This window comes from Chryseobacterium sp. HNCC26DJ238, from assembly GCF_057180465.1.
Genome location: NZ_JBXUGI010000019.1, coordinates 63,035 through 87,806, shown reverse-complemented (window position 1 = coordinate 87,806; position 24,772 = coordinate 63,035). Strand labels below are relative to the sequence as shown.

The following is a 24,772-nucleotide window of genomic DNA, read 5'->3' as shown; positions in this document are numbered from 1 at the left end:
CATCGGGTTTTTTTCATTTAAGATTCTCGTTTTTGTAAAGTATTAAATAGAAAGCTTCTATTAAACGTATGCTTAATCTCATACTTCCGTATTAATTATTTAGAAACTTGCTTTTACCTGCATACTTCCTATATGAATCGTTCGGTCTCCGGAATTTCTTCCTTCGTAATTTAGGTTCAGCTGTAAAAAAGAATTGATTGCCTGTTGCACAAAAACACTCCATACCTGGTTTTTTCCCGGTTTTAAGCCGTCGAGCATCTGGTTTCCGACGATGCTGAAATTGTTTCCGCTAAAATCATTGTTGATGAAAGAGAAATTTCCTCTAATGGATGTTTTCTTACGTTCCCACTGAAGTGTTCCTGTGATGTCAAAGGCCTTTAAAAGTTCTTCACCATCCACTCTTTTTTTCTCGCGGTAGGCAGAAGAAAATTCTGCCTGAATGGCATCTGTAAATTTATAAGTTGCCTTCGGTTTAGTTTCAAAATTGTTCAGCCTGTAATCTCTTGTCGCAAAAAGTTGGGAAGAATTTTGAAGATCGTGAACGGAATTTTCCCAGTCAATCCTGAATTCTTTATTAAACCAATAGCCCACATTGACAAAATGAGAGGTCTGGTTTCTTTCTTCGTTGCTGAAATTGGCATTGATGAGATTATCGTTGGCGATAAAGCGGTAATTCCCGTTCCACCCTGATATTTCAGTAGGATTGAACTGAACGGATGCTAATATATTCTGGTTTTTGAGAATCTGATCGTCACTTTTCTCAAAAGGATTCAGTACCAGAACTTTCTCTCTCTTAAAGTACGAATTTTGTGAATTAAGCGAAACATTAAAATTCCAGCGTTTCAGAAATTTATTTTCTGAATTGAATATGATCGATGGATTGACAAATAATGCCAGCTGCAATTTGTTTTTATTGGAAGGAATATAACGAACAGAATTTGTGTAAATCCTGATATACTGAGCCAGATCTGAATATTCGGCAATCTCAAATTCATCCAGTTGCTGAACACCATCGCCGTTATAATCGGTCCATTTGTAAACACCCTGTCCGTCTGTCACTTTGATATACTGGAATTCACGTTGTGCCTCCTGCCCGTTTCCTAATTCGTAAAAGGCCTGTAAACGCATTCCGTTTTTAAACAGTTGCTGATTGTATAAGATGTTTCCGACAACAAAATCTTTATTCTGATTCAGATCTACATCCTCATTTTTATAGAAAAATTTTCTGTAATGGATCAAAGCATTTAAGGTGGTTTTTTCTGTTTTGATCAACTGGCTTTCTGCCATAAACCCTAAAATTCTATTCATATTCTGAAGCCTGTTTTCACGTACAGAGTCATTATCTCTGATATATACTTTAGACAATAGTTTCGTTCTCATGCTGTCACCTATTTTCTTCTGTACAAACAATTCTTTCCAGCTGAAACTTGTGACATCCAGAAGCTGGGTATTGTTAAACTTTTTTTCGTTATGCTCCATGCTTCCACCTAAAGCCCAGCTTCCTTTTTTGCCGGTGTATTCTGTGGCTGCCCCGCCACGGATGAATTTTGTATCCTGCAGGGTTGCTTTGGTGTCAAGATATGACAGGTTTCCTTTGGTCAGAAATTTTCCTTTGATCCAGTTAAAGTCTAAATCATTTTTTATTCCTTTATAAGAATCCTGTTCGTCCAGATAATTGACACGGTAATTTAGAGCTGATTTATTGCTCCATCTGTTCAGGAAGTTAAAGATAAATCTGTTTTGTGTTCTCCCGCTGAATTCCTGTGCCAGGTTGAAGTCTCTTGAGAATTCCACATCATTGATTCTGTCAAGAATATGGAACCGTTTGTCAATATACTGGTATTCAAAACTTGGAGTACCTTTCCAGCTGTTTTTGGTGAATGTTTTATTTCCGAAGATTCTTGCTGCATAGCCGAGATTCTGATCAGAATCTTTTGAAGAGAATAAATTAAGATCGTAGTTGCTCAGGGAAATGTCTGCACCAATTTTACCTTCTTTTAAGAGATATTCAGAATTTAAGGTATAAACCTGGGATTTTTGTGGCGACGGAAGCTTTCTTACTGCCCGGTAATCTCCCATATTGGGACCCAAGTATTCAAAAACACGACCGTTATTGGTGGTTTGTGTTAATTTGTAATCCCCAAGATTGACTCCGAAATAAGTAAATGAAACAGTATATAAAGTTTGGGTGACATCGTTTGAGAATTGATAATGACTTCCATTGGTGTCCTGCACGACTATATAAAGAATTTTGTTGACATCATACTCTGTGATCACTCCGGATGGAGCGTACATCAGATTAGGGTCATTTCCTGCATCTGCAAGTATCTGCTCGTCTTCTTTAGATAGGTTCAGTGCTAAAGGTGCATTTTTGTTATCATTTTCCATGAACCAGTTCAAGCCGATTCTGAATTTCTCCCGCTGGTGTTCCAGCTTTCCGGTAAACAGGTATCTTGAATAATTTCTGTTGGTGTAATTAAAAGAGATGGTGATGAAATTCTGCTGGAAGATCGGGCGGAAACTGGTGAAAGTAACCTCACCTGTATTGTAATTGATCACGTAATCCTGGTTTTCACCCCGCTTCATTAAAATTCCGTCAATAAAAACCTGTTCCGATCCTGAAATTAAGGTGATGAACTGTTCACCGTTTTTCCCAGTCAGACGGTAAGGTCCCTGGTTACCTTCCACTCCCTGAAAACGGATTCTGTGAAATTCACTTCGGGCAACTCCCATTGACACATCTACGAACGTTTTGTTTTCGGTTCCAAATTGGGTCTGAAACTGAAGTCCCATGCTTCGGCGCTGATATTTGGCAAAATAATTCTTGTCATCCAAAAGATCGAGATGCCCCGCACGCAGAATAGATTTGTCCTTAATATTAAGCTGCATATAGATCTTGTCAAACTCTTCTAAAGTCTGTGTATATCCATCGGCCTGAATCGGTAAATTATGATCTGAAATACTTGCTAATATAGTGACATCCTTTGAGAGTCTTCCTGAGATCTGTAAATCCATCGAACTCTGTACAGACTGTCCCTGGTTGTTACCGAAAGTAATCCCCCGTATGATGGAGCCTTTAGAATTCAGTTCACCTAAAAACCGTTTTTTATCATTTTTCGCAAGTACAGCTTCGTCAACAATAATCCGGTTGCTGGTCTTTACAAAATCCATCGTGTCCTTCGCAAAAATATCCTGTTCAAGTCTTGCTGCAAGGATGCTGTCTTTCTTTATGCTGTCTTTTGGGAAGTTGGGATTTTTCCACGAGAAAATCTGTGCGTTATTCAGAGATAAGCCCAGAAAAAAAACTAAGAATATCAGTAGAGAATTCCGCAAGTTTTTAAAATAATTGGTAAAAATAACTAAAAAATGTGAACAGTTTCAGTTTTAATATTATTAACAATCATTTAATCTTAATATTGTCCTGACCGTAAAAATACCTCTAATTTTGTGCTGTAAATTATTAATAATCAAAAATTTTAGTCATGAAAAAAAACTTTACTATTTTATGTCTTGCTTTAGCTTCAACATCATTTTATGCACAGGTTGCCTTAACTTCAGCTGGAGTTGCTGTCACAGAAAACTTTGACACAATGTCTACAGCCTTACCCAATGGATGGAGTGCTTACCGCTCAGCAGGTACAGGGGTAATCGGTCAGGCTTTGTCGCCGACTGTAGATAACGGAAGTGCTGTCTCTGGCGGGATTTACAATGTCGGAACAGCTGCAGCGACTGACAGGGCATTAGGGAGTATCGGATCAGGATCTACTTCGCCTGCTTACGGAGCACAACTTCTGAACAGTACAGGTTCTGCGGTAACTTCCCTTAATATATCGTTCACACAGGAGCAGTGGAAAACAGGAAGTAATGCATCAGCCAACGAAGTAGTAACTTTCGAATACAGTACCAATGCAACAAGTCTTGACGGTGCTGCAACTTGGATCCCTGTAGCAGCGGGTAACTTAACTGAGATTTTAACTGCCAGTACGGTAGCAGCTGCCGTCAACGGAAACTTACCTGCCAACCAGCTTGCAAAAAGTTTCGCAATCACAGGTTTAAATGTTCCAAATGGCGGTTCGATCTGGATCAGATGGACAGATTCTGATGATTTCGGTTCTGACTGTATGTTAGCGGTTGATAATTTATCGTTTACAGCTCAGGGCGGTTCTCTGGCGGTTTCAGATTTTAATAAATCAAAATCAGACTTCATCAGAAATACTTTTGTTAAAAACGAAGAAATTACTTTTGGAACAGATGTAAAAGATATAAAAGTGTATACACTTTCAGGACAGGTCGTAAAAACCGCTTCTGTAAAAGAAGGTGCTTCTGTCAATGTTGCAGAATTGGCTAAAGGAAATTACATTGTTACAGGAACCGTAAATAACAGACCGGTTTCTCAGAAAATACTGAAAGATTAATCTGAAATATTTTCAGATGCTGAATCAACTGCCGCTTTAATAAAGCGGCAGTTTTTTTAAAACTTTATCCTGAAATTTTATATGTATGATAATATGTGAGAGTCCTGTGAAATTACAGTGAAAATTAAATAGAGTATTGATTAATACGAATTATATCTCTTGAAAAACAGGGAAATAATTTTAATACCATCCTCTTCTCGCAGCATTAATAATTGTACTCAGATTTAGAATTAATGTGTATCTAATGCGCTTTCCGTAATCTTTAAAGCCAGGCTCGAAGCCCAATGCAGACTGTACCGGAAAATAAACTTCCAGAAAATCAGGAATCAACCGTACTTTCACCCCGCTGTCCCAAATAAACTGAGTAGGATTATTTTTGTTTTTATAAACACCTGCATCTGCATAGATGTGAAATATTTTCCAAACGCTTGTATCTACATTGAATGAAGTAATCCACTGATTGACCGTGCCGGGGATGAATGATTTGAAGCCTCCATCTGCTAGGATAAACTGCTGGGATAAAATTCCACCTGTTGCACTCTGACCCAATAGATTGTAAGAAAAAGAGTAGTCGGAAACTCTGGAAATCCCATAATCAAAAGTATTGTTCCGTGTTTTATTTCTGGCAAAATAGCCTGCAAATAATCTCAGGCTCAGTTTTTGTCTAGGGGCAAATTCCCATCTGTAAAAAGCTTCTCCTGTGATTTTATTAAAATCCTGCATTGCCTGAGTGCTTATACTGAAACTCTTTTCATGGATCATCTGATTGTCGGCATACCCATATCCCAACGCCCACAAATTGTATTGTTCATAATCACGGTTGGCGATCATCTTTGCATTAAGATCTCTCTGAAAATAATTGTAGGAAAAACTTGCGCCCTGGCTGACCGTACTCCTCGGATTTTTCCTGAAGCTGATATTTGAATATACAGAACCTTTCCGGTAAGCGAGATCATAATCATAATGGAAATATGAACCCGAAACTCCGAAAGTCAGACTCTGAATGATGCTTTCGGCTGGAAGAAAGGAATAGGCTACTGCACCAGACCCTGTAAGTTTTCCTGTTCCTGTACTGAAAGAAGGAGTGATGGAATATAAGAATTTCTGATCAAATAAAGATTGATTTTTAAAGTTCATTCCAATCAGGAATTTGTCATAGGTATTTGTAAATCTGATTCTTGGATTCAGATAAATTTCATTGAATTCAGGATTCGGAATATCTTTTATCAGTTTGAATTTAATTTTTTTTGAATTGGAAAACAAACCTTTTGTATACAGGAAATTGTCACGGTAATTGGCTTCAGGGAAAATATAATCATCATTTAAGGTGATCTTGTAGATTTTTTCAGACGGAAGATTCACGGTTGTCAGTCTTTCGTTTTTCCCGGTTTCGATCCAGTATGATTTTCGCTCGCCATCTCTGGTTTGGGTCTCCACTTTTACAGGAATGGCGTCATCAGTATTTTTTGCAATTCTGATTTCAAGCGAATCCTCTTTTGTCCTGAACTTTTTAAGCTTAAAATTAACTCTGTTTTTCTGCTTCAGAAACTCCGTTAAATAGTCTGTAGACGCATCTTTTTCTGAAAGTTGTCTTAGGAATTCCGAGGGATTAATTTTTCGGTCTGTGTTTTCTGCAATATATTTTTTTACCAGATCATTAAAGTTTTCTTCACCCATTTTATTAGCTGAAAAGCTTAACAGACTGCCTGTTTCAAAACTGCTGATTGCCATGTCGTTGAAATTGCTCAATGCTGAGAAAGGCTCATCTATCTTCTGGTCAAGATTCTGAGACATGATGTATTGATAGGCAAGTCCATAACGGTCCAGCAGTTTCACATCAGATGCATGGAACCATTTTATCGGTTTTATTCCAAAAATTCCTGTTTCAGGAAGTTTGCCTAAAAGTTTGGTTTGTCCGTAGAATTTTTTCAGATATTGAGTTTCAAGGTAGGATTTAAGTCCGTTTTTGAACCAATGATAATCCTGTTTGTCGGCGATAATGCTTTCATCCAAAATTTTCTTGGCTATGATTCCAAAATAATCCATATCTGTTTTTTCAGCATCTGTAAAAAGCTTAAATCTGAACTTCCAGAAACTGATATCGTTGTTCCCGAAAAAGTCCTCTTTAGCTCTGAATTTATCAGAAATGAATAGTCTTTCCGGCACAGTACCAATTTTTTCCTTAATAAATTTCAAATGGAGGGGCAGGAAAAATTCTAAATTCTGAATTTCCTGAGGAGTAATGGCATATCCAAATTTAATCTCAGTCTGAATATCTTCTGTATTGACTTTAATGGAGGGAAACTGATTTTGCGAAATAATAAATTCAGGATCAGAATCTGAATATCCGTCAAAAGAATTGACATGTGTTTGTTGTAAATTACCTTCTACGAAATAATTAGCGGGAACATCAAAATTTATCCTCCAGTATGTATTAAAATTTACTGATTCTTCAATATCCTGATAACTTCGTTTCGAAATATTGTCCGGATCAAAATGATCCGGAACAATAAAGAAATATTTTAAAGCAATATTGTTTTCGGAAGTTCCGTATCCTGTAAATTTTTTATCAGGAAGATGAATCTGGTAATGTAACTGCAGTTTAATACTTTTACCTGCCTGTAGAGGCTGAGACAAAACAAAAAACAGATTTTCTTCAGATAGACTGTTTTCAGAAATTGTCTGATTCTCATCGCCAAGTATTTTAAAGTCAGATATACTGCCTAATAATTCAGGTTTTGCGAAGTGCAGGCTGTTGTTTCTGTCTTCAAGTTTTCGGTAAACCAAAGCTGTTGCTCTGTTATTATAGGCAGCAGTCCAATTAAGGAGTTTGATACTGTCCAGATTTTTTTCAGAATGATTATAATAAATAATTTCCTGACTGACTTCCAGCATTTTTTTATCCTGAGATAATTTTGCAGCTATATAGACGCTGTCTTTTTGTGCAGAAACCTGTACAACCCCCCAAAACAGAACAAAACAAATACTAAACTTTTTCAACTTGATGATAAAGCATCAAATATAACTTATTTTAAATACATTGAAGATGATTTTAGTGCTGAATTGCAATTTTTCATAAAGAATTCATATAGGCTTTCCATCCCTCATTTTTATAAGTTACAGCGGCTTGTGCAGGATTTTCAGCTTTGTAAATCCCTCTTCCTACAATGATAAAGTCTGTATGAAGCGTACTGAAAACATGTTCCGGTGTATTGTACTGCTGTCCTTTTCCGTCACCTGATTCCGCTAAATTTACTCCTGGCGTGAACAGTAAGATCTCATCCGGGATTGCATTCTGAGAGACACCGCCGATTACATTAGGATGTGAAAGGGCAATTTTTAAAGCTTCTTCTCTGTAGCTGCTTGTTGTTAAAGTTCCTTTCGAAGACATTCCGATAATGGCCACAACTCCTACATTTCTGAAACAGTCTAAAGACTCAAAACCACCGATAACCTGAGAGGTTACAAAGTCTGCCCATTCTGTAATTTTAAAAACTCCGCTTGTGAACTGAAGTTCCTGTGTATTTCCGATATCAGCAAATTTTCTGTCTTCCATCAGTAAAAACTGATGTTTTGCTGCTATCTCTTTCAGAGGAATAATTGTATTTTGATAATCAAAATCTGAAATGATATCAATATGGGTTTTCAGAGCGATAATATGAGGTCCCACCTCTTCTGCCAAGTCAAGCAGCTCCCGGGTCGTTGTCACGTCCGCAGAAGCAATCAAGTTGGATTCTTTTTTTAGAGCAGTTTCTAATAACTTTTTTGAAACAGAGTGCTGTGCATTCTGAAGCTTATGTTCATAAGAAGATCTTGTTTTTTCTTCAAATTGGATATGATTTCCCGCCAGAAAGTCCTGAATTCTTTTAACCTCATCATCAGACAGCTCTCCGTTTTCCTTAAGAATGGTACACACTTCTGAGATATTAAAAAGAGTGTGAACTCTGTATCCTTTGCTTTCTAACAGCTGCTTCCCGCCCTGCTCTCTGTCCAGAACGACTACGATATCTGCAACTTTAAGATCTTCCTGTTCTATTTCAGCAATTGTTTCTACCAAAGACTTTCCGGAAGTGATCACGTCTTCCACCAAAAGACAGTTTTGTCCTTTTTGGTAAATTCCTTCAATCATTTTTTTTGTTCCGTATTCTTTAGCTTCTTTTCTTTTAATAATTAATGGAATATAACTTTCTAGAGACATGGCCGTTGCCATAGGAAGCGCTGCATATGGAACTCCGCAGATCAAATCAAAATTATCTAAAGGAAGCATTTCCAATAAATAATTGGCTAAATTTTTCAAAATTTTAGGATCTGAAGCCAGGGGTCTCAGATCTACATAAAACGGGCTTTCAATGCCGCTTTTTAAGGTGAATCTTCCAAATTTGATGATGCCGAGCTTATAGCACTCTAAAAAGAATTCTTTTTTACTTTCCATTATTTTTTATTAGATTACTGCAAATTTAAGGAAATGATGTTAAAAGTCAATTGCGAATTTCACTTCGCAGATAAATAGTGAGTTTTTATTTTTTTAAACTGACATTAAAAGCTGATGAGTCGTTTACTTTAGAATTCGTAAAAAAACCATCCTTAAAAGGATGGCGTTATTTTATTACTTGACAATTTCAGCATCAATAATTTTTGAGCTGTCCGTGCTGTATTTCCTCTCTGCTTCCCAAAGAAGAAATTTATCAACCTCTTTAAGCAGTTTAGGGATGGTTAATGATAATACTGCAATATCATCCATCACACCCAGTACAGGAATGGCAACTTCCGGTAAAAGGTCAATAGGAGAGATCACATAGAGCAGACCCAATAAAGGTAAAATGATATCTATTGATCTCATTGGATATTCTCCTCTTTTCCACATCCTCACCATTCTGAAGATATCCGGTATTTTTTTTACAAAGCCTTTATGGCTGATAGCTTCTTTTGCTAAACTTAGTTTTGAATATTTCATTTTGTGTTTGATTTTAGAATGTTTTGCACTCTGTAATTTCACAAATTCTGTACCAAGTAATTATAAATTTAAGTTAAAGTTATTTAATGATATTGTCAATAAACTGATGGATTGACTCTGCATCCCAATCAGTTGCCGCATCTTCTTTGATCAGGATTCTTCCGTTTTCATCAAGTAAAAAAGTGGTCGGGAAAGCCTTTGGAAGTATTTTTTCGGAGATAGGACTCTGTGCAATATAAACAGGGACTGTATAATTGTTTTCTTTCAGGAATTTCCTTACTGCCGATTCTTCATCCTTCATGGCGATCAGAACAAAATCAATATTGTCTTTTCTCCTGTCGTACAGTCTTTGGATAGAAGGCCATTCTTTTCTGCACGGAGGACACCAGGTTCCCCAGAAATTTAAAAATACAGGTTTGTTCCTGAAGTTTTTCATATTGGTACTCGGAACATTGATGCCCTGAAGATCTATGTCGTAATCATCAGCTTCAATATGCACGGCATTCTCTATCGTTGCAATAGGGAAGAACTGATCTTTTAAAGTGTTTCTGATTCCCGGAACTAAAAAGATAATTCCTAAAAGAATGAGTACGACAACATATATAATTATTTTTTTCATAGTGCATATTAAATTTAAAAACTCATTTAATCTACCTGATATGCTATTCAGCAGGAATATAAATATAAATCAGTAAATCTTAAACTTTATAATAATTCTAAAATTTCCTGAATCGAATCCTTCCCCCTGTTTCTCGAGTAGTAGACCTGGAGATCATTATAAAAAAGATCTTTTGGGTATGCTTCGGGATTGGCTTTGTATTTCATTAATAATTCATGACCATACTTCGGACGGGGTCCCCAGGAATTTTTAACATTAAAATCCCTATCTAAAATAATAACTTTTGGAATCGATTGGGTTCCATCGGTCAGAAATTGCTCAATGAGAGAGGTATCTCTGTCTCTGAGGAAAATTCGTACTTCATTATGGCTCTCAAAGAACTTTACAAGAGCAGGGACTGTCGCACTTGCGTCACCACACCATGCCTCAGAGATGATTAAAATCTTTCCGTCAAAATTTTTTGATTTAAGTTCAGTGCGCTGCTCCTCATCGATGATCATCTTTTTCAGCGCCCTGTCCATTCTCTGAATGCCCAGTTCGTAATAAGGTTTATATTCAATGTCTTTCTCATTGTCTGGATGACTAAGCCGTTGATTGGCAATTTGAAGATAATCTTCGAATGTTATTGCATTGTCCCAGTAATTTTGCATTACTTAAAGTTTTTTATGTTTTAAAACTGATTGATATTTCTAGTCTTGTTGATCAGGAAAAGATCGGCTAAGACAAAAGCTGCCAGACTTTCGACAACAGGCACTGCTCTTGGAACAACACACGGGTCGTGTCTTCCTTTTCCTTCTACAGTAACTGCATTTCCATCTTTATCAACACTATCTTGGGGTCTCAGGATAGTTGCTACAGGTTTGAATGCAACTCTGAAGTAGATATCCATGCCGTTTGAGATTCCCCCCTGAATTCCTCCTGAAAGGTTTGATTTTGTTGTGAAATCTGTATTGAATGAATCATTGTGCTCGCTGCCGGTCATTTTTGCTCCACAGAAACCACTTCCATATTCAAAACCTTTACATGCATTGATATTCAGCATCGCTTTTGCCAGTTCGGCCTGTAACTTTGAGAAAACAGGTTCGCCGATTCCTACGGGAACATTTTTGATGACACAGGTAATCGTTCCTCCAATAGTATTGCCTTCCTTTTTAATTTCTTTGATTTTTGAAATCATCTTTTCAGCAGTTTCTGCATCAGGACAGCGTACTTCATTATTTTCTGTTTTAGAAAAATCCAGATCCTGATAAGGCTTTTCACAGAAAATTTCTCCTACCGAAGACACGTAAGCATTGATTTGTATGTTTGATAGGAGCTGTTTTGCTAAGGCTCCCGCCACTACCCAATTGATCGTCTCCCTCGCAGAAGATTTTCCGCCCCCGCGATAATCTCTGATACCGAATTTCTGATCATACGTAAAATCAGCATGACTTGGCCGGTAAGACTGCGCAATATGATCGTAATCCTTCGATTTCTGATTTTCATTTTCGATCATAAATCCGATTGGTGTTCCGGTAGTTTTACCTTCGAATATTCCTGAAAGAAAACGTACGGTGTCACTTTCTTTTCTCTGCGTAACAATAGCTGACTGACCGGGTTTTCTGCGGTCTAACTCGTATTGAATTTTGTCTGTATCGATTTCCAGGCCAGCCGGAAAATTATTGATGATTCCTCCATACGCCAAACCGTGACTTTCGCCGAAAGTCGTCAGGCTTAGCAGATTCCCTAAAGTATTGAACATAGTACAAAATTACCTTTTTTTTATTAGATAATAAAGTCTTTGCGTAGATACTATTGATAGGAGTTTTTGATTTCCCGAGTGACTTTTTTCAGTTGTTTGCGCTCTTCAGAACTTGTTTTTTTCCAGATAAAACCTTTCCGAATGTTGTTTTTATCTATCAGCTGAGGGAAAATTCCGGCTTTTTGATAGTCAAAAATAAAACTTTCCGAGATTGCCGGAATGGGAGTGTCAAAATTAAAAGGGTATTTTTCTGAAACATTGAATTTCAAATTTCCTATTTCATAAGAATTATATTTATTGTATTCATATAAAGATGGTTCGTATAATTGTGTCCATTCAAACCGCCCCATAAAAGAGGACATTCTGTAACTTGGAATGTACCGGGAAATTATGGTTGGAAAAACGATAAAATTAACGAAGATGACCGTTAAAATACAGTATGCGGCTATTGACTTTTTCTTATTGAAAGTATGATACAGCATTACAAAAATGATAACAAAGAAAACATCTGTAAAAAACCGGTATTGTGCTGAAAAAATCAACACCATTATACTTTTGATCACTATTGAAATGCAGATAAAACTAATGATCTTCTTTTTTTTGATACCGGTGTATATAATGAAAACAAGTAAACTTAAAATAAATAAAATGTTGATGAATGATTTCATTCCATCCAGAAAAAACCAGTTTCTGATATATTCAGATGTAGAAAATTTCCGGATTTCTGTGTAAGAATATTGGTTGTCAAAAGTTTTTACAGCAGCGTATTCGGATGATGATTTCAGCAATTCTGAATTCGGCTTCCAGCTTAAGCCAAGATCAACCACTGATACCGGAAATACAGGATAGCCAAAGGTCCAGACATTTTTGAACAGATACAGTAAAAAGATCAGAATGCCTGGAAGTAAACTTCTGAAAAGAGATCTAGTGATAAAAATAGTATATAGAAAACTCAGAACGGGCAGCCAGATCATGGTAGGTTTTACAGCAAAAACAAACACGGAAAATGCGAAGAGTAATGAAGTGTTTTTGTTACCTGAAAGCAGTTCATTTAAGAGGATGAGGGAAAAAACGATGACCGGTAAATCGGGGCTCGGTGATTGGGAAAATAAAAACAGGATGGGAAGAAAACACAGCTGTATCCAGCTTTTTTTTTCGGTGATGTATAGAGTATATATGATCAGTAAAACTCCGTTTATTCTCAAAAAAGGATCTGCAAAATTAGAAAAACCAGCCTGAAAAATATGCCAGACAGACATTTGCCCAAGGACGAGATCGAGATTTGCGATTCCCTTAACCAAACCAATTTCTCTGAGCCATACAATGCTTGGAAAATAATAGCCAAAATGATCTAAAATATAGGGATAGAATGAACTGCAAAATATGATGACCGCTGAAATTACTATCAGCAAACAGGATTCGCTGTTAGAAAACCGGTAGAATGAAAGATATATTTTTTCTTTGAAAAAATAAAACAACCCCCATGAAATCGTAGGGATTTCTATCCATAAATTAAGTGGAGTAATTAATGCAAGAACGGTCCATAATAAGCTGATCCCTAAAATGCCGAAAACTATTTTCCCTGAAACTCCCTCAAAGAGAAGGGTTTTAAAAATAATTTCAAGAAAATTTCCCCAGCCTGAAAGGGTGGGTAAGATTATTATAATGGCAAAAAGAATAAAAAGCATAAAAAAAGATTGCCTAAAAATAAGCAATCTTTTATAAGTTATAAAACGGTTTATCTACCTCGGCTGTACTCTGCCGCTTTTTCTATCCTGTGATCTACCCAAGGTATAACCTGTTGCACCACCGATAATACCACCTACTACTGCGCCACCGCCTCTGTTTTTCTTATTAACAATGGCTCCAAGTGCTGCACCACTCACTACACCGATAGCAGTACCTTTTGCTGCTTCACTGATCCCTTTCTTTTTAGCTGTCGTTCCCTGTGATGAACTTCCACCACCATTACTTGCTACACTGTTGTTAGAAGATGGGGTATCTCTGTAGATTGTTCTTGTTTCTCTGATGACCTGTGGTTTGGCAGCTGCTTTAGCTTCTTTCTCTTTCTGAACTTCAGCAATACTGTCAGTTCTTTTCTGAGTCTCATAAGCGAATCTTTCTTTTTCGATCGCTAATTTCTGCTTTTCTATTTCAAGTTGTCTCGCCTGAAATTCTATCTTTTGCTGTTCGAGCGTCTTTTCTGCAACTTGATCATCTTTCTTACAGGCTGTCAGCATGATGGCCGACACAAGTCCTGTTAATAATATATTTTTCATAAATCAAATTTTTAGTTTCAACAGACTTTATAATCTGATGCTGTGGTATGTTCAATTATGAAGCCAAGTTTTAGTTAAGGATATGTTAAAAGACGAAAATCAGAATATTTTTAAACAGATTATACTGAATTCTACAGTATTATAGATATTGAAAAAACGTGATTAATAATTATATTTTATTGATTATAGTTAAATTAATAATATTTTAATCTGTTGAAATTAGCAAATTTAATAATAAAAAAAGAGGGGTAATTTTTCTATTTAGATAGATGAGCTGTATACGGTTCCACTTGTTTTCAATAGTTCATTTTTTTTTCAGATACCGTAAATGTTGATATTTTGATTACTTTATTACTATTATAGAATGAAAGTGTAATGTTTAAACTTTGAGCACAATCGTGTTGCAGAAAACAAAAAACTCTAATCAGAAGATCAGAGTTTTTGAGGTACCTAGCGGATTCGAACCGCTGTAGATGGTGTTGCAGACCACTGCCTAGCCACTCGGCCAAAGTACCATTTTTAAGTGGTGCAAATATAAAGGATTTTCTTATTCAAACAAATTTTTTTAAGCGATTTCTTTAACTCCTATACTGTTTATGTCTTCTTTAGTCTGTATTTCAGACTGATAATTTTTGTAATCAATCACTCTTGTGTCCGTCATGCTGTCATGCCATCCGTCTGAACCGAAGAATGTGAAGGCTTCAAAGGGAATTATTCTGTATAAACTCCTGGATAAATATTGTTTGGTGGTAGGTTTTTCACCATCAGTACTTATTACAACTGTTCCGGTTATATATTTTCCCGGAGTTTTTCCATCAGAAAAGTTTTCCCAAAGGAAAAAATAAATAAAAGCTATGAGACTTCCTGTAAAAATATTCCATAAAAATCCACCATTATTGTAAAAGTAAAAAAAACGGATGAGAGTGAAATTATAAGTCATAACTGAAATAAAGGATATGATAAAATTAATAATTATCAGCATCACTGTATCAATAAGATTATTGACAAATCTTGTTCCCAGTGAAGCTTTATTTCGTTCAACAATCTTTAAATATTTTTTCATAGTTTATTATTAGTTTAGGGAGAGTTTAAAATCCTTTTAAGGTAAATCGTAAATTTGCATTTGTATCAATCACTGCCGTAATTCCGTAATCATTAAGCAGGATTTGATGAGGTTTCAGATCTGATACCCTTCCTGTCATTTTCAAACCTTTGTAATATTCTTTGTTAAACGCATCTTCAATGCTTTTCTTTGATGAGATTTCAAGATCAGTGGTAGGGATTCCGTACTCATCTTCAATCATTTTTACAATTTTACCCCTGAATAAAAGGGTAGCAGTTTTCTGTAGAATATTGGCGGTTTTTAATCTGAATTTGGTGTCAGACAGTACGATTTTCTTTTTGAGTCCGTCATACACCGGAATTCCTGAAATAAATGCAGTTCCGTTCACATAGCCTTCCATTTCTGCTTCGATCATAATTCTATTTGCTTCACCATACACCTTGATATCTGTAATTTTCACTTTCGAATCTCTGATGTCATATTCTTTATTCATGAAAGTTTTTCTTGCAATAGCTGTTGCTTCCGAAAACGGAATGTTCGCAGTTGTCTGTAGTATGAATTGATCTGCCAGGAGAGGAATGAAATTAAAATTCATCACTGCTTTTGCAGGCTGTGAAGCTTCGGGTTTTGTTCCCGTATAGGTTTCGGAGAATATATCGATTCCGATATTGGTGTCAATCTGATTTCCGTAAAATTTCAACGGAGTTATATTAACATTGATTGGGGTGATTTTCAACCAGGTGTTATATTCTTCAGAAATATTGAACGGTTGTGAAAATGCATTCCAGGCTAAAACGGCATATTGCTGAAAGTTAAGCTGTGAAGCCATTTGCTGATCCATCGTTTTGCAGAACTTGTACTGCTGTTCTTTCAGGCTTTTTTCAACCAATGAAGTAATCGGGATCTGAATTCTCCCAAAATCCAGGACAGGTTTTTTTACCCATTTAAAACCCATTGGCTGGGTAAATGTACTTACCGTCCAGTTATTTTTAAAACTGAGTGCTGTTTTAAAATACATGACAGTTTCAAAAGTTGTTTCCTGATACGTGTAGACTCCCAATGTTCCGATACCTTTCTCTGCCCATATCTTTAACGGAACTTCAACGAGAATGTTCTGATTGGCATCCCCAACCAGTCTGATCGGACGGGTTTTCCATACTTTTACTTTAAACTGATCATTGTCGTTGTCAGTATAAGAGTCATCCTGAAAAATCATGTCTTTTACTGACGCATTAATCATATTGCTGATCTCCGACAGGGGAATGGTCACCGGCATGGTAATGCTGGATTTTATTTTTGGGAAATTGTAAATAGCATCACCGGATATATTGCCCTGCCCGTAAATATCGATCGAAAGCAGTATAAGCAATAGGTTGATTATTTTCATTAGGTTTTATTTTTTTAACTGAAAATTATTCTTTTTCTGTAATTCCACCCACTAGGAAACTCTTTTCAAGTTCAATACTTGCTCCTTTCATTTCTCCCTTCATGGGTGGACATGTTTTGGTGATCTTTAATCTGATGTATGAGATCTGATCGAATTTTCCGCGGATCTTTGTAATAATTCTTGCCGCAACATGTTCCAGCAGTTTAGATTTAATTTTCATCTCATCGTGGATGATTTCATTGATATCTGCATAACTGATGGTGTCATTTAAATCATCAGAAACGGCAGCTTCCCACAGATCAGTGTGAATTTCTGCATTCAAAATATAATATGTTCCGATGGTATTTTCTTCAGGAAGAACGCCATGATAAGCGTATATTTTCACATCTTCTAGAAAGATCTTGCTCATGTTTATTTTTTAGTAAGCAAAAATCGCCTTAATTCTTCAAAATCAGGATTAATTTCTACAGTTTTTTTCTCTCTTTTTATTAAATCCTTCAAAGATTCAGGAATATCCACGGCTGTACCGGTTGCTTTTTCTACAGGATCAGGGAATTTAACAGGATGTGCTGTTCCCAAAATAAATCCTTTTCCGGAAGGATGCTCCTGCTGATGTTTTTCAAGAGAAGCATAGGCGACAGCGCTGTGCGGGTCAAGGATGTAATTGTAGTTTTTATATACGTTTTTTATAACTTCCAGCGTTTTAACATCATCGATTGAATATCCTGAAATTTTATCTTTTACAGCATCAAAATGATTTCCAAACAATTCCGAGATTCTTACAACGTTGCTTGGATTTCCTACGTCCATTGCATTTGAAATCGTTGCTACTGTTTTCTGAGGCTGTAAATTTCCTGTACGTAAATAATTCGGGAATACATCATTATCATTACAGGCGGCAATAAAATGTTCAGCAGGCATACCTCGCAAATGAGCAAGAAGACCTGCACAGATATTTCCGAAATTTCCGCTTGGAACACTGATGACAGGCTTCTCGCTTTCTGTTTCCTGCCATTGTTTTAAAGCCAATAAGTAATAAATCTGCTGGGGAAGCCACCTTGCAACATTAATTGAGTTGGCTGAAGTTAAAAATAACTGACCGTTAATTTCTTCATTCAGAAATGCCTCTTTTACAAGATTCTGACAGCCATCGAACGTTCCGTTAACTTCCAATGCATATATGTTTTCACCCAAGGTTGTGAGTTGTTTTTCCTGAACGAAACTTACCCGGTTTTTAGGATATAGAATAACAACGTCGACTCCTTCGGTCCGGTAAAATCCATTCGCTACAGCGCCTCCGGTGTCTCCTGATGTTGCCACTAAAACGGTAACTCTTTTATCTTCTTTTTTAAGAAAGTACGACAGACAGCCACTCATGAATTTAGCTCCGACATCTTTGAAGGCTAGAGTAGGACCGTGAAAAAGTTCTAAGACAGATATTCTGTCGTTAATTTTTTTCAGCGGAATGTCAAAACCGATTGTTTCGGTGATGATTTCTTTCAGTACTTCTGCAGGGATGCTGTTTCCAACAAAATCCTTCATACATTCATACGCAATTTCCACGTCAGAGAAGTGTTGCAGGTTTTTAATGAATTCGTTATTAAATGGCGGAATGTTTTCGGGGAAAAATAATCCTTTTTCTTTCCCCTGTCCTTTTATTGCAGCAGCTCTGAAGTCTGCTATTTCTTCTTTATCTTTTAAGTTATAATAATTCATTTGTATTTTATTTTAAATATGAGGTTAATTCTGTTCAACGATTTCTATCCCCAAAGGATTGATCTTTGATACATAAACAAAACTTTTAATATTAATGTCATCGTAAACTGACTTCATCATATTGGCAATATTGTCTGCGTTGTATTTATTTTCAGCCAGCATAAAAATAGAGGGTCCTGAACCGGAAATTCCTCCGCCCAAAGCTCCCAGTTCTAAACTTTTTATTTTAATTTCATCAAATTTGGGAATCAGGATACTGCGGACAGGTTCTATGATCACATCATTTAAACTTCTGCCAATTAATTTGAAATCATTCTTTTCAATCCCTGCAACAAGACCTGCGATATTTCCCCACTGATGGACAGCATCTTTCAGCAGAACGTTTTTTTTGAGGATCTGTCTTGCATCAGAGGTTTTTACTTCAACCTGAGGATGTACTGCTACAGTAAAAAGATCAGGGCTCTTCAAAGGAATGATGTCCAGAGGATGGGATGATTTTACCAGGGTGATGCCACCGTAAATAACAGGAGCAATATTGTCTGCATGCCGCACCCCGGAAGCAAGTTCCTCTCCATACATAGCAAAATGGACCATTTCCTCTTTTGATAAGATGTTTCCAAGTAAAGCATTGGCTGCGAATGCAGCTCCTGCTGCACTGGCTGCACTTGAGCCCAGACCGCTTCCCGGTTTTATATTTTTATGAATCACCACCTCAAAACCGTTTTTCAAGTGGAGTTCCTCTATCATTTTCAATAAAACGATACCGGCGACGTTTTGTGATGCTTTTTCAGGAAGATTAAAATCATCAGTATGCTTAATGATGATCTGAGGATGATCCATCAGCTTTATTTCCATCTCATCATAAGGCTGGTGTATAGCCATCCCTAAAATATCAAAGCCACATACCAGATTGGCAACAGTAGCAGGCACTCTTAATTTTATATTTCTCATAGGTACACTTTTAAATTGAACGTATTACATCTGCAAAAACTCCGCTTGCAGTCACTTCAGCCCCTGCGCCTGCACCTTTTATAACCAAAGGCTGCTCAGAATATCTGGCCGTTTTTAAAATGACGATGTTATCTTTTCCATAAAGGTGGTACAGGTCACTGTCAGGAGCAATATGCTGAAGACCGACTCTCGCTTTTCCATTTTCAAATTCTGCCACATATTTCAGAATTTTACCATCTTTTTCTGCCTCAGTAAATAAATTTTTAAAATGATCCTCATATTGACTTAGTGTCCTGTAAAAATCCTCTACGCTACCGGACATGCATTCTCTGGGAAGAAATCCTGTATTTTCAATTTCACTGAACTCTAAAACATACCCTGCTTCCCTTGCCAATATTAATATTTTTCGGGCAACATCAGTTCCTGCAAGATCTAACCGTGGATCAGGTTCTGTAAATCCTTCTTTTTGTGCAAGAGAAACAACCTGGGAAAAACTTTTATTTCCGTTATATTCATTAAAAACAAAATTTAACGTTCCACTCAATACAGCTTTTATAGAAGTGATGCTGTCTCCGCTTCTGATCAGGTCATTGATGGTTCCGATAACGGGAAGCCCGGCTCCCACATTTGTTTCGTAGAAAAATTTACAGCTGCGGTTTCTTGCTGTGTTTTTTAAAATCTTATATTTTTCAAAGTCAGATGAAGCTGCAATTTTATTGCAGGCAATGATATTTACGCTTCTTTTTAAAAGTTCTTCGTATACCTTTACCACTTCCGAACTGGCTGTGACATCGACAAAAACAGAATTTCTCAGATTTCTTGCAATAATTTCCTGACAGAATTCAGTAATGGATGATTCCCGGCTGTTTTCTGTCCAGTGATCATATTCTGTTTCAGAAATTCCCCTGTCTGAAAATATCATTTTCCTACTGTTGGATAATCCTGCGATTCTTACATTGAGTAAAAGGTTTTCTTTCAGGTATTCATTCTGCTCAAAAATCTGCTGGATCAGTTTTGATCCTACATTTCCTGTCCCACAGATATAAAGATGCATCTGTTTGATTTCCGATTCAAAAAATTCTTCATGAATGACATTGACTGCTTTCCGGATATCCTGATCAGAAATGACAATGCTGATGTTTCTCTCTGAAGAACCCTGAGCGATAGCTCTGATATTAATACCATTATTACCCAGGCATCCAAACATTCTGGAACTTACACCGCTTCTGTTCTTCATATTTTCTCCTACCAGGGCAACAATTGAAAGTCCGGATTCTATTATTACCGGAGCAATTCTCTCTAACTGTAAATCGTCTTCAAATGCGAGATTAATTGCATTTTCTGCCTTTAAAACATCTTTTTCACTGATTGCGACCGTTATCGAATGTTCTGAAGAACTTTGGGTAATCAGAATCACATTAATCTTTTCATGACTCAGGCACTGGAATAATTTTGCTGAAACGCCCGGTATTCCTACCATGCCGCTTCCCTCAATGGTCAGTAGAGAAATATCTGACATATTTGAAATTCCAACGGCGATCTGCTGCTGTTTTTGATCCTTTCCGTCTATTTTATGCGAAACATGAGTGCCCGGAGCCTGAGGATCAAAAGTATTTTTGATAAAAAGATCGATATTCCTGATCATCACAGGCTGTATGGTAGGCGGATACAATACTTTTGCTCCAAAATGAGAAAGTTCCATTGCTTCCTGATAAGAAATTTCTGAAATTGGTTTTGCATGAGAAACCAATCTTGGATCTGCAGTCATCATTCCGCTGACATCCGTCCATATCTGTAGTTCTTCAGCATCCAGTGAAGCGGCGATAATTGAAGCAGTATAATCTGAACCTCCTCTGCCTAATGTAGTATTGCTGCCTTTTCCATCTTTAGCGATAAATCCCGGAGCGACAGTGATCTGCTGCTGGTTTTCTTTAAAAAACTCCCTGAGGTTATTTTCAGTTGTTTCAAAATTTACTTTTGCATTCGTAAAACTGCTGTCGGTTATAATTTGATCTGCAGAGTTCATCCATTGGCAGTTCAGTTTTTCAGACTGCAGCCGGGCAGCAATGATCTGAGAAGAAAGAAATTCGCCGTATGAGGTAAGCCGGTCTTTAATTCTTTCTGTGAATTCACCTAATACAAAGATTCCGTTACAGAGATCTTCAATGTCATTAAAATGTTTTTTCACAAAACTCAGCCATGCGCTTTGTTCCTGCACAGGAAAAAGTTCTTTTACCAGTTGTAAATGTTTTTGCTCTGTATTTTTAATAAGATTACAGTAGTTTTCATTATGCAGGGAAGCATACTCTGCTGCTTTGATTAAAGTATCTGTAACACCATGTAAAGCAGATACTACAACAATTATTTTACTATCAGACGATTCTTTTTTGATAATATTTTCTACTTTCAGAATATTCTCTGAATGGGAGACTGATGTCCCGCCGAATTTTAAGACTTTCATCGTTTGTGAATTTTAAATTTAGATATAGGAATTTTACTCTTTTAGAAAAAGAGAAAAGGCGTCGAAATAATATGTGAAATAATACCCCTTATGGGGTAATTGTAGATGTTGTAGAAATGATAGAAACTGATGATACCTCTGAAGAAGTAAGCTTCAGAGTAGGAATATCAGATATGTTTCTTGAAAAATTCATTTTACATGACAAATTTACGAATTATATTTAAGTGGCCAATTTTTAGATAATCTTTTTTTATCTGAGCAAAAGTATTATATTTAATCACTAAACAAATCCAATAAGTATGAAAAATCTAAAAAAAATGAATCGGGCAGCACTGAAATCTGTTAACGGTGGCGCAGTGTGCAACGCCAATTGCCCTCCCGGACCTTACGGACCTGAATTTGCGAGCTCATGTGAAGCATTTCACGCTCTGCCGGAATGCTGTAAGTCAAAAGTTTTGGTACATGCCGACTGCTTTCCCCGTTAAAAAAATGAAAGCACTGTGAAAACAGTGCTTTTTTTTTATTTGATACTTTTCGAAAGATCGAGCATCGCCTCAATGGGCTTCAGTGCTCTCAAGCGAAGTTCTTCTTCGATTAAAATCTCGGGTAATTCATACTTCATACATAAGTATAGTTTTTCCATGGTATTCCGTTTCATGTAAAAACATTCTGAACAGTTACAGCTTTCGTCAAAAACCAAAGCCGGAATTAATTCTTTATGCGGTGCACGTTTTCTCATTTCGTGCAGAATTCCTTCTTCAGTAGCGATAATAAATTTCTGGCAATCGTCTTTTTCAACAAAATTCAGCAGAGCTGAGGTGGAGCCGATGAAATGAGCCAGTTTTAAAACTGCTTCTTCACTTTCCGGGTGGGCAATCATTTTCGCATCAGGGTTGTCTGCCAGTTGCTGTGCAATTCTCTCCATAGAGAAAGCTTCATGTACAATACAGCTTCCGTCCCACAGGATCATGTCACGTCCTGTCTTTTTAGACAGATATCTTCCCAAATTTTTGTCAGGTGCAAAAATAATCGGTCGGTCAGTTGGTAAAGCTTCAATCACTGTCTCGGCATTTGAACTTGTCACAATGATGTCACTTTCTGCTTTTGTTTCAGCGTTGCAGTTGATGTACGTTGCAATCAAAGCATTGGGGTGCTGCTCACGCATTTTTCTCAGACCTTCGCCTGAACATCCGTCTGCAAGAGAACATCCTGCCATTGTATCAGGAAGGACTACTTTCTTGGTAGGATTCAGAATTTTAGCGGCTTCAGCCATAAAATGGACTCCACAGAATACAATCATATCTGCATCTGTATCTTTTGCCTGTCTTGCTAACTGTAAGGAATCTCCCAGGAAATCAGCAATATCCTGAATTTCTCCCGGTTGATAATAGTGTGCCAGAATAACGGCATTCTTTTCTTCCTTCAGTTGAAGAATTGCTTTTACAAGTTCTTCTCCCTGAGGAATCGCCAGATCCTTGATGTCCAAAAATCCTTTTACAGGAAGGGTAGATTTAGCTCTTTCTAATGTTTCGGTGCTCATTTCAGCCTCAGTGTTTGTGTTTATCAGAATGATGGATAAAAAGTTGGTGATGGTATCGAATGGCTGTTAACCGTTTTTCATATTTACATCATCGAACTTTCTGCGTTACTTCCCGATAAAACTTTTTATTAAACTTTCTATTTCTATTTTTGCTTCGTTCAAATCGCTGTTGATCACGATTTTATCAAATTCTATTGCGTAGGTAAGCTCTTCTTCAGCTTTTTCTACGCGGATCTTTATGGTTTCTGCATCATCCGTGTTTCTTGAGATCAATCTTCGTTCCAATTCTGCAATGGAAGGCGGCTCTATAAATATGGATAATGCTTTTTCCCCAAAATATTTTTTTAAGGAAATTCCACCTTTTACATCCACATCAAAAATAACAACTTTTCCCTGATTCCAGATTTTTTCAACTTCGGATTTTAAGGTCCCGTAGTATTTATCGGTGTAAACTTCTTCAAATTCAACAAAAGCTTCCTCCGCTATTTTCTGTCTGAACTCGTCAGGTGAAATGAAGTGATAATCGACTGCATGAACTTCACTTCCTCTCGGCTGTCTCGTTGTGCATGATATGGAAAATTCCAATTGAGGGATTGCTTCCAGAGAATGTCTTACTAATGTTGTTTTTCCACTTCCGGAAGGTGCTGAGAAGATGATAACTCTATTCATAAATAATGATTGATGAATGATAGATGATAAGTAATTAAAATTTCATGCTGTAATGATCATTGATCAACGATCACTTATAAAACATTAAGCGTTTGCTCCTTTATTTTTTCCAAATCATCTTTCATCATTACCACCAGTTTCTGGATTTCAGCATGATTGGCTTTTGATCCCAATGTGTTGATCTCTCTTCCGATTTCCTGTGAAATAAAACCTAATTTTTTCCCGTTAAAATCTTCATTTTCCATTACTTCAGAATAGTATTTCAAATGCTGGGCAAGTCTTACTTTTTCTTCTGAAATATCTAATTTCTCGGTAAAATAGGCCATTTCCTGATAGAAGCGGGTCTCATCAACGTTTTCAAACTCCTTTAAGGTTTTTAAATAGCGTTCTTTTACTGCATTGATTCTAACTTCTTCGTAAGGGATAACTTCCGCCAGAGAGCGATCTATGTTTTTAATATTTCTCTCCAGTTCTTCATGAAGGATTTTCCCTTCTGTTTTCCTAAATTCCTGGAATTTATCGACTGCGGTGTTGACTATTTTTGCCAGAGCTTCCCATTCTCCTTCACCCAATTCGTCAGGTCTTGACGTTATGGCATCCGGCAGTCTTACTGCCATTTTAAGGTATTCGAAATCGGGGCCGTCAGAAGCGATGTTTTTAAGCTCATTCATATACGAATCGATCAGACTCCTGTTGATTTTTACATCATTAGTCTCTTCAAGATTCTCTATATTGATATAACAGTCTACCTTTCCACGGATAATCCTGTCATTCAGGATTTTCCGTACTTCAAATTCTTTCTCTTTGTAACGGAGAGGAATTTTAATATTCAGGTCAAAGCTCTTGCTGTTGAGTGATTTAATATCGATCGAAATTTTTTTTCCTTCAAAAACACCTTCGGCTCTACCGAAGCCGGTCATTGATAAAATCATAGTTTTTTATTGTTGTACAAAGATAAACATTTAAATTAGCACATT

Annotated in this window: 20 protein-coding genes and 1 tRNA gene; 2 read left to right on the top strand and 19 right to left on the bottom strand. The window is 36.8% G+C overall.

Going from position 1 to position 24,772, the window contains the following annotated elements; genetic code table 11:
* Positions 1-99: 99 nt before the first annotated feature.
* Positions 100-3,171 carry a hypothetical protein gene (locus tag AC2A07_RS17045; protein WP_484051389.1) on the bottom strand — a complete coding sequence of 1,024 codons (3,072 nt, stop codon included), beginning with the start codon at positions 3,169-3,171 and terminating at the stop codon, positions 100-102.
* Positions 3,172-3,482: 311 nt separating this feature from the next.
* Here AC2A07_RS17045 and AC2A07_RS17040 point away from each other — a divergent pair, with 311 nt between their 5' ends.
* Positions 3,483-4,415, top strand: coding sequence for a T9SS type A sorting domain-containing protein (locus AC2A07_RS17040; RefSeq protein WP_484051373.1), 933 nt, complete (start codon positions 3,483-3,485; stop codon positions 4,413-4,415).
* A 180-nt stretch (positions 4,416-4,595) separates the two neighbouring features.
* Here the strand turns inward: AC2A07_RS17040 and AC2A07_RS17035 are convergent, their stop codons facing one another.
* The 15 genes from AC2A07_RS17035 to thrA form a co-directional block, all read right to left on the bottom strand.
* Positions 4,596-7,415 carry an aminopeptidase gene (locus AC2A07_RS17035; RefSeq protein ID WP_484051372.1) on the bottom strand — a complete coding sequence of 940 codons (2,820 nt, stop codon included), beginning with the start codon at positions 7,413-7,415 and terminating at the stop codon, positions 4,596-4,598.
* A gap of 73 nt (positions 7,416-7,488) precedes the next feature.
* The gene (gene pyrF, locus AC2A07_RS17030; protein ID WP_484051371.1) at positions 7,489-8,847 is read right to left on the bottom strand and encodes an orotidine-5'-phosphate decarboxylase; all 1,359 of its coding nucleotides are present in this window, start codon (positions 8,845-8,847) and stop codon (positions 7,489-7,491) included.
* A gap of 174 nt (positions 8,848-9,021) precedes the next feature.
* Entirely contained in the window at positions 9,022-9,369 is a 348-nt protein-coding gene (locus AC2A07_RS17025; RefSeq protein WP_314495061.1) for a YkvA family protein, read from the bottom strand.
* 79 nt (positions 9,370-9,448) lie between these two features.
* Positions 9,449-9,988, bottom strand: coding sequence for a TlpA family protein disulfide reductase (locus AC2A07_RS17020; protein WP_484051370.1), 540 nt, complete (start codon positions 9,986-9,988; stop codon positions 9,449-9,451).
* 86 nt (positions 9,989-10,074) lie between these two features.
* Entirely contained in the window at positions 10,075-10,638 is a 564-nt protein-coding gene (locus AC2A07_RS17015; protein WP_484051369.1) for a thioredoxin family protein, read from the bottom strand.
* Between the two features lie 20 nt (positions 10,639-10,658).
* Positions 10,659-11,729 (bottom strand): chorismate synthase, encoded by a 1,071-nt coding sequence (aroC, locus tag AC2A07_RS17010; RefSeq protein ID WP_484051368.1) that lies wholly within the window; start codon positions 11,727-11,729, stop codon positions 10,659-10,661.
* Between the two features lie 50 nt (positions 11,730-11,779).
* Complete coding sequence (locus AC2A07_RS17005) at positions 11,780-13,417, bottom strand: LIC_10190 family membrane protein (RefSeq protein ID WP_484051367.1); 1,638 nt, start codon at positions 13,415-13,417, stop codon at positions 11,780-11,782.
* A gap of 54 nt (positions 13,418-13,471) precedes the next feature.
* Positions 13,472-14,008 (bottom strand): glycine zipper family protein, encoded by a 537-nt coding sequence (locus AC2A07_RS17000; protein WP_484051366.1) that lies wholly within the window; start codon positions 14,006-14,008, stop codon positions 13,472-13,474.
* A gap of 444 nt (positions 14,009-14,452) precedes the next feature.
* Positions 14,453-14,523: transfer RNA gene (locus AC2A07_RS16995), tRNA-Cys, on the bottom strand.
* Between the two features lie 50 nt (positions 14,524-14,573).
* On the bottom strand, positions 14,574-15,071 hold the full coding sequence (locus AC2A07_RS16990) for an RDD family protein (protein ID WP_484051365.1): 498 nt from the start codon (positions 15,069-15,071) through the stop codon (positions 14,574-14,576).
* 25 nt (positions 15,072-15,096) lie between these two features.
* Positions 15,097-16,458, bottom strand: a complete 1,362-nt coding sequence (locus AC2A07_RS16985; RefSeq protein ID WP_484051364.1) for a DUF4403 family protein — start codon at positions 16,456-16,458, stop codon at positions 15,097-15,099.
* A 25-nt stretch (positions 16,459-16,483) separates the two neighbouring features.
* Complete coding sequence (gene folB / locus AC2A07_RS16980) at positions 16,484-16,867, bottom strand: dihydroneopterin aldolase (RefSeq protein ID WP_484051363.1); 384 nt, start codon at positions 16,865-16,867, stop codon at positions 16,484-16,486.
* Positions 16,868-16,869: 2 nt separating this feature from the next.
* On the bottom strand, positions 16,870-18,174 hold the full coding sequence (gene thrC, locus AC2A07_RS16975; RefSeq protein ID WP_484051362.1) for a threonine synthase: 1,305 nt from the start codon (positions 18,172-18,174) through the stop codon (positions 16,870-16,872).
* Positions 18,175-18,198: 24 nt separating this feature from the next.
* On the bottom strand, positions 18,199-19,125 hold the full coding sequence (locus AC2A07_RS16970; RefSeq protein ID WP_484051361.1) for a homoserine kinase: 927 nt from the start codon (positions 19,123-19,125) through the stop codon (positions 18,199-18,201).
* Between the two features lie 10 nt (positions 19,126-19,135).
* Positions 19,136-21,586, bottom strand: a complete 2,451-nt coding sequence (gene thrA, locus AC2A07_RS16965) for a bifunctional aspartate kinase/homoserine dehydrogenase I (RefSeq protein WP_484051360.1) — start codon at positions 21,584-21,586, stop codon at positions 19,136-19,138.
* A 299-nt stretch (positions 21,587-21,885) separates the two neighbouring features.
* Between thrA and AC2A07_RS16960 the strand changes: the two genes are divergently transcribed.
* The gene (locus tag AC2A07_RS16960) at positions 21,886-22,071 is read left to right on the top strand and encodes a bacteriocin-like protein (protein ID WP_314495038.1); all 186 of its coding nucleotides are present in this window, start codon (positions 21,886-21,888) and stop codon (positions 22,069-22,071) included.
* A 35-nt stretch (positions 22,072-22,106) separates the two neighbouring features.
* On the opposite strand, the gene nadA is transcribed toward AC2A07_RS16960, so the two are convergent.
* The 3 genes from nadA to AC2A07_RS16945 form a co-directional block, all read right to left on the bottom strand.
* Positions 22,107-23,126, bottom strand: a complete 1,020-nt coding sequence (gene nadA / locus AC2A07_RS16955; RefSeq protein ID WP_314495036.1) for a quinolinate synthase NadA — start codon at positions 23,124-23,126, stop codon at positions 22,107-22,109.
* Between the two features lie 105 nt (positions 23,127-23,231).
* The gene (gene gmk, locus AC2A07_RS16950; RefSeq protein WP_484051359.1) at positions 23,232-23,795 is read right to left on the bottom strand and encodes a guanylate kinase; all 564 of its coding nucleotides are present in this window, start codon (positions 23,793-23,795) and stop codon (positions 23,232-23,234) included.
* A 74-nt stretch (positions 23,796-23,869) separates the two neighbouring features.
* Entirely contained in the window at positions 23,870-24,727 is an 858-nt protein-coding gene (locus tag AC2A07_RS16945; RefSeq protein ID WP_314495032.1) for a YicC family protein, read from the bottom strand.
* Positions 24,728-24,772: the final 45 nt, after the last annotated feature.

Bases quoted from the DNA above. Each gene is read 5' to 3' on its own strand.
- AC2A07_RS17045 (WP_484051389.1), bottom strand. From the start codon at position 3,171: ATGGATTTTGTAAAGACCAGCAACCGGATTATTGTTGACGAAGCTGTA.
- AC2A07_RS17040 (WP_484051373.1), top strand. From the start codon at position 3,483: ATGAAAAAAAACTTTACTATTTTATGTCTTGCTTTAGCTTCAACATCA.
- pyrF (WP_484051371.1), bottom strand. From the start codon at position 8,847: ATGGAAAGTAAAAAAGAATTCTTTTTAGAGTGCTATAAGCTCGGCATC.
- AC2A07_RS17025 (WP_314495061.1), bottom strand. From the start codon at position 9,369: ATGAAATATTCAAAACTAAGTTTAGCAAAAGAAGCTATCAGCCATAAA.
- AC2A07_RS17020 (WP_484051370.1), bottom strand. From the start codon at position 9,988: ATGAAAAAAATAATTATATATGTTGTCGTACTCATTCTTTTAGGAATT.
- AC2A07_RS17015 (WP_484051369.1), bottom strand. From the start codon at position 10,638: ATGCAAAATTACTGGGACAATGCAATAACATTCGAAGATTATCTTCAA.
- aroC (WP_484051368.1), bottom strand. From the start codon at position 11,729: ATGTTCAATACTTTAGGGAATCTGCTAAGCCTGACGACTTTCGGCGAA.
- AC2A07_RS17005 (WP_484051367.1), bottom strand. From the start codon at position 13,417: ATGCTTTTTATTCTTTTTGCCATTATAATAATCTTACCCACCCTTTCA.
- AC2A07_RS17000 (WP_484051366.1), bottom strand. From the start codon at position 14,008: ATGAAAAATATATTATTAACAGGACTTGTGTCGGCCATCATGCTGACA.
- AC2A07_RS16990 (WP_484051365.1), bottom strand. From the start codon at position 15,071: ATGAAAAAATATTTAAAGATTGTTGAACGAAATAAAGCTTCACTGGGA.
- AC2A07_RS16985 (WP_484051364.1), bottom strand. From the start codon at position 16,458: ATGAAAATAATCAACCTATTGCTTATACTGCTTTCGATCGATATTTAC.
- folB (WP_484051363.1), bottom strand. From the start codon at position 16,867: ATGAGCAAGATCTTTCTAGAAGATGTGAAAATATACGCTTATCATGGC.
- thrC (WP_484051362.1), bottom strand. From the start codon at position 18,174: ATGAATTATTATAACTTAAAAGATAAAGAAGAAATAGCAGACTTCAGA.
- AC2A07_RS16970 (WP_484051361.1), bottom strand. From the start codon at position 19,125: ATGAGAAATATAAAATTAAGAGTGCCTGCTACTGTTGCCAATCTGGTA.
- thrA (WP_484051360.1), bottom strand. From the start codon at position 21,586: ATGAAAGTCTTAAAATTCGGCGGGACATCAGTCTCCCATTCAGAGAAT.
- AC2A07_RS16960 (WP_314495038.1), top strand. From the start codon at position 21,886: ATGAAAAATCTAAAAAAAATGAATCGGGCAGCACTGAAATCTGTTAAC.
- nadA (WP_314495036.1), bottom strand. From the start codon at position 23,126: ATGAGCACCGAAACATTAGAAAGAGCTAAATCTACCCTTCCTGTAAAA.
- gmk (WP_484051359.1), bottom strand. From the start codon at position 23,795: ATGAATAGAGTTATCATCTTCTCAGCACCTTCCGGAAGTGGAAAAACA.
- AC2A07_RS16945 (WP_314495032.1), bottom strand. From the start codon at position 24,727: ATGATTTTATCAATGACCGGCTTCGGTAGAGCCGAAGGTGTTTTTGAA.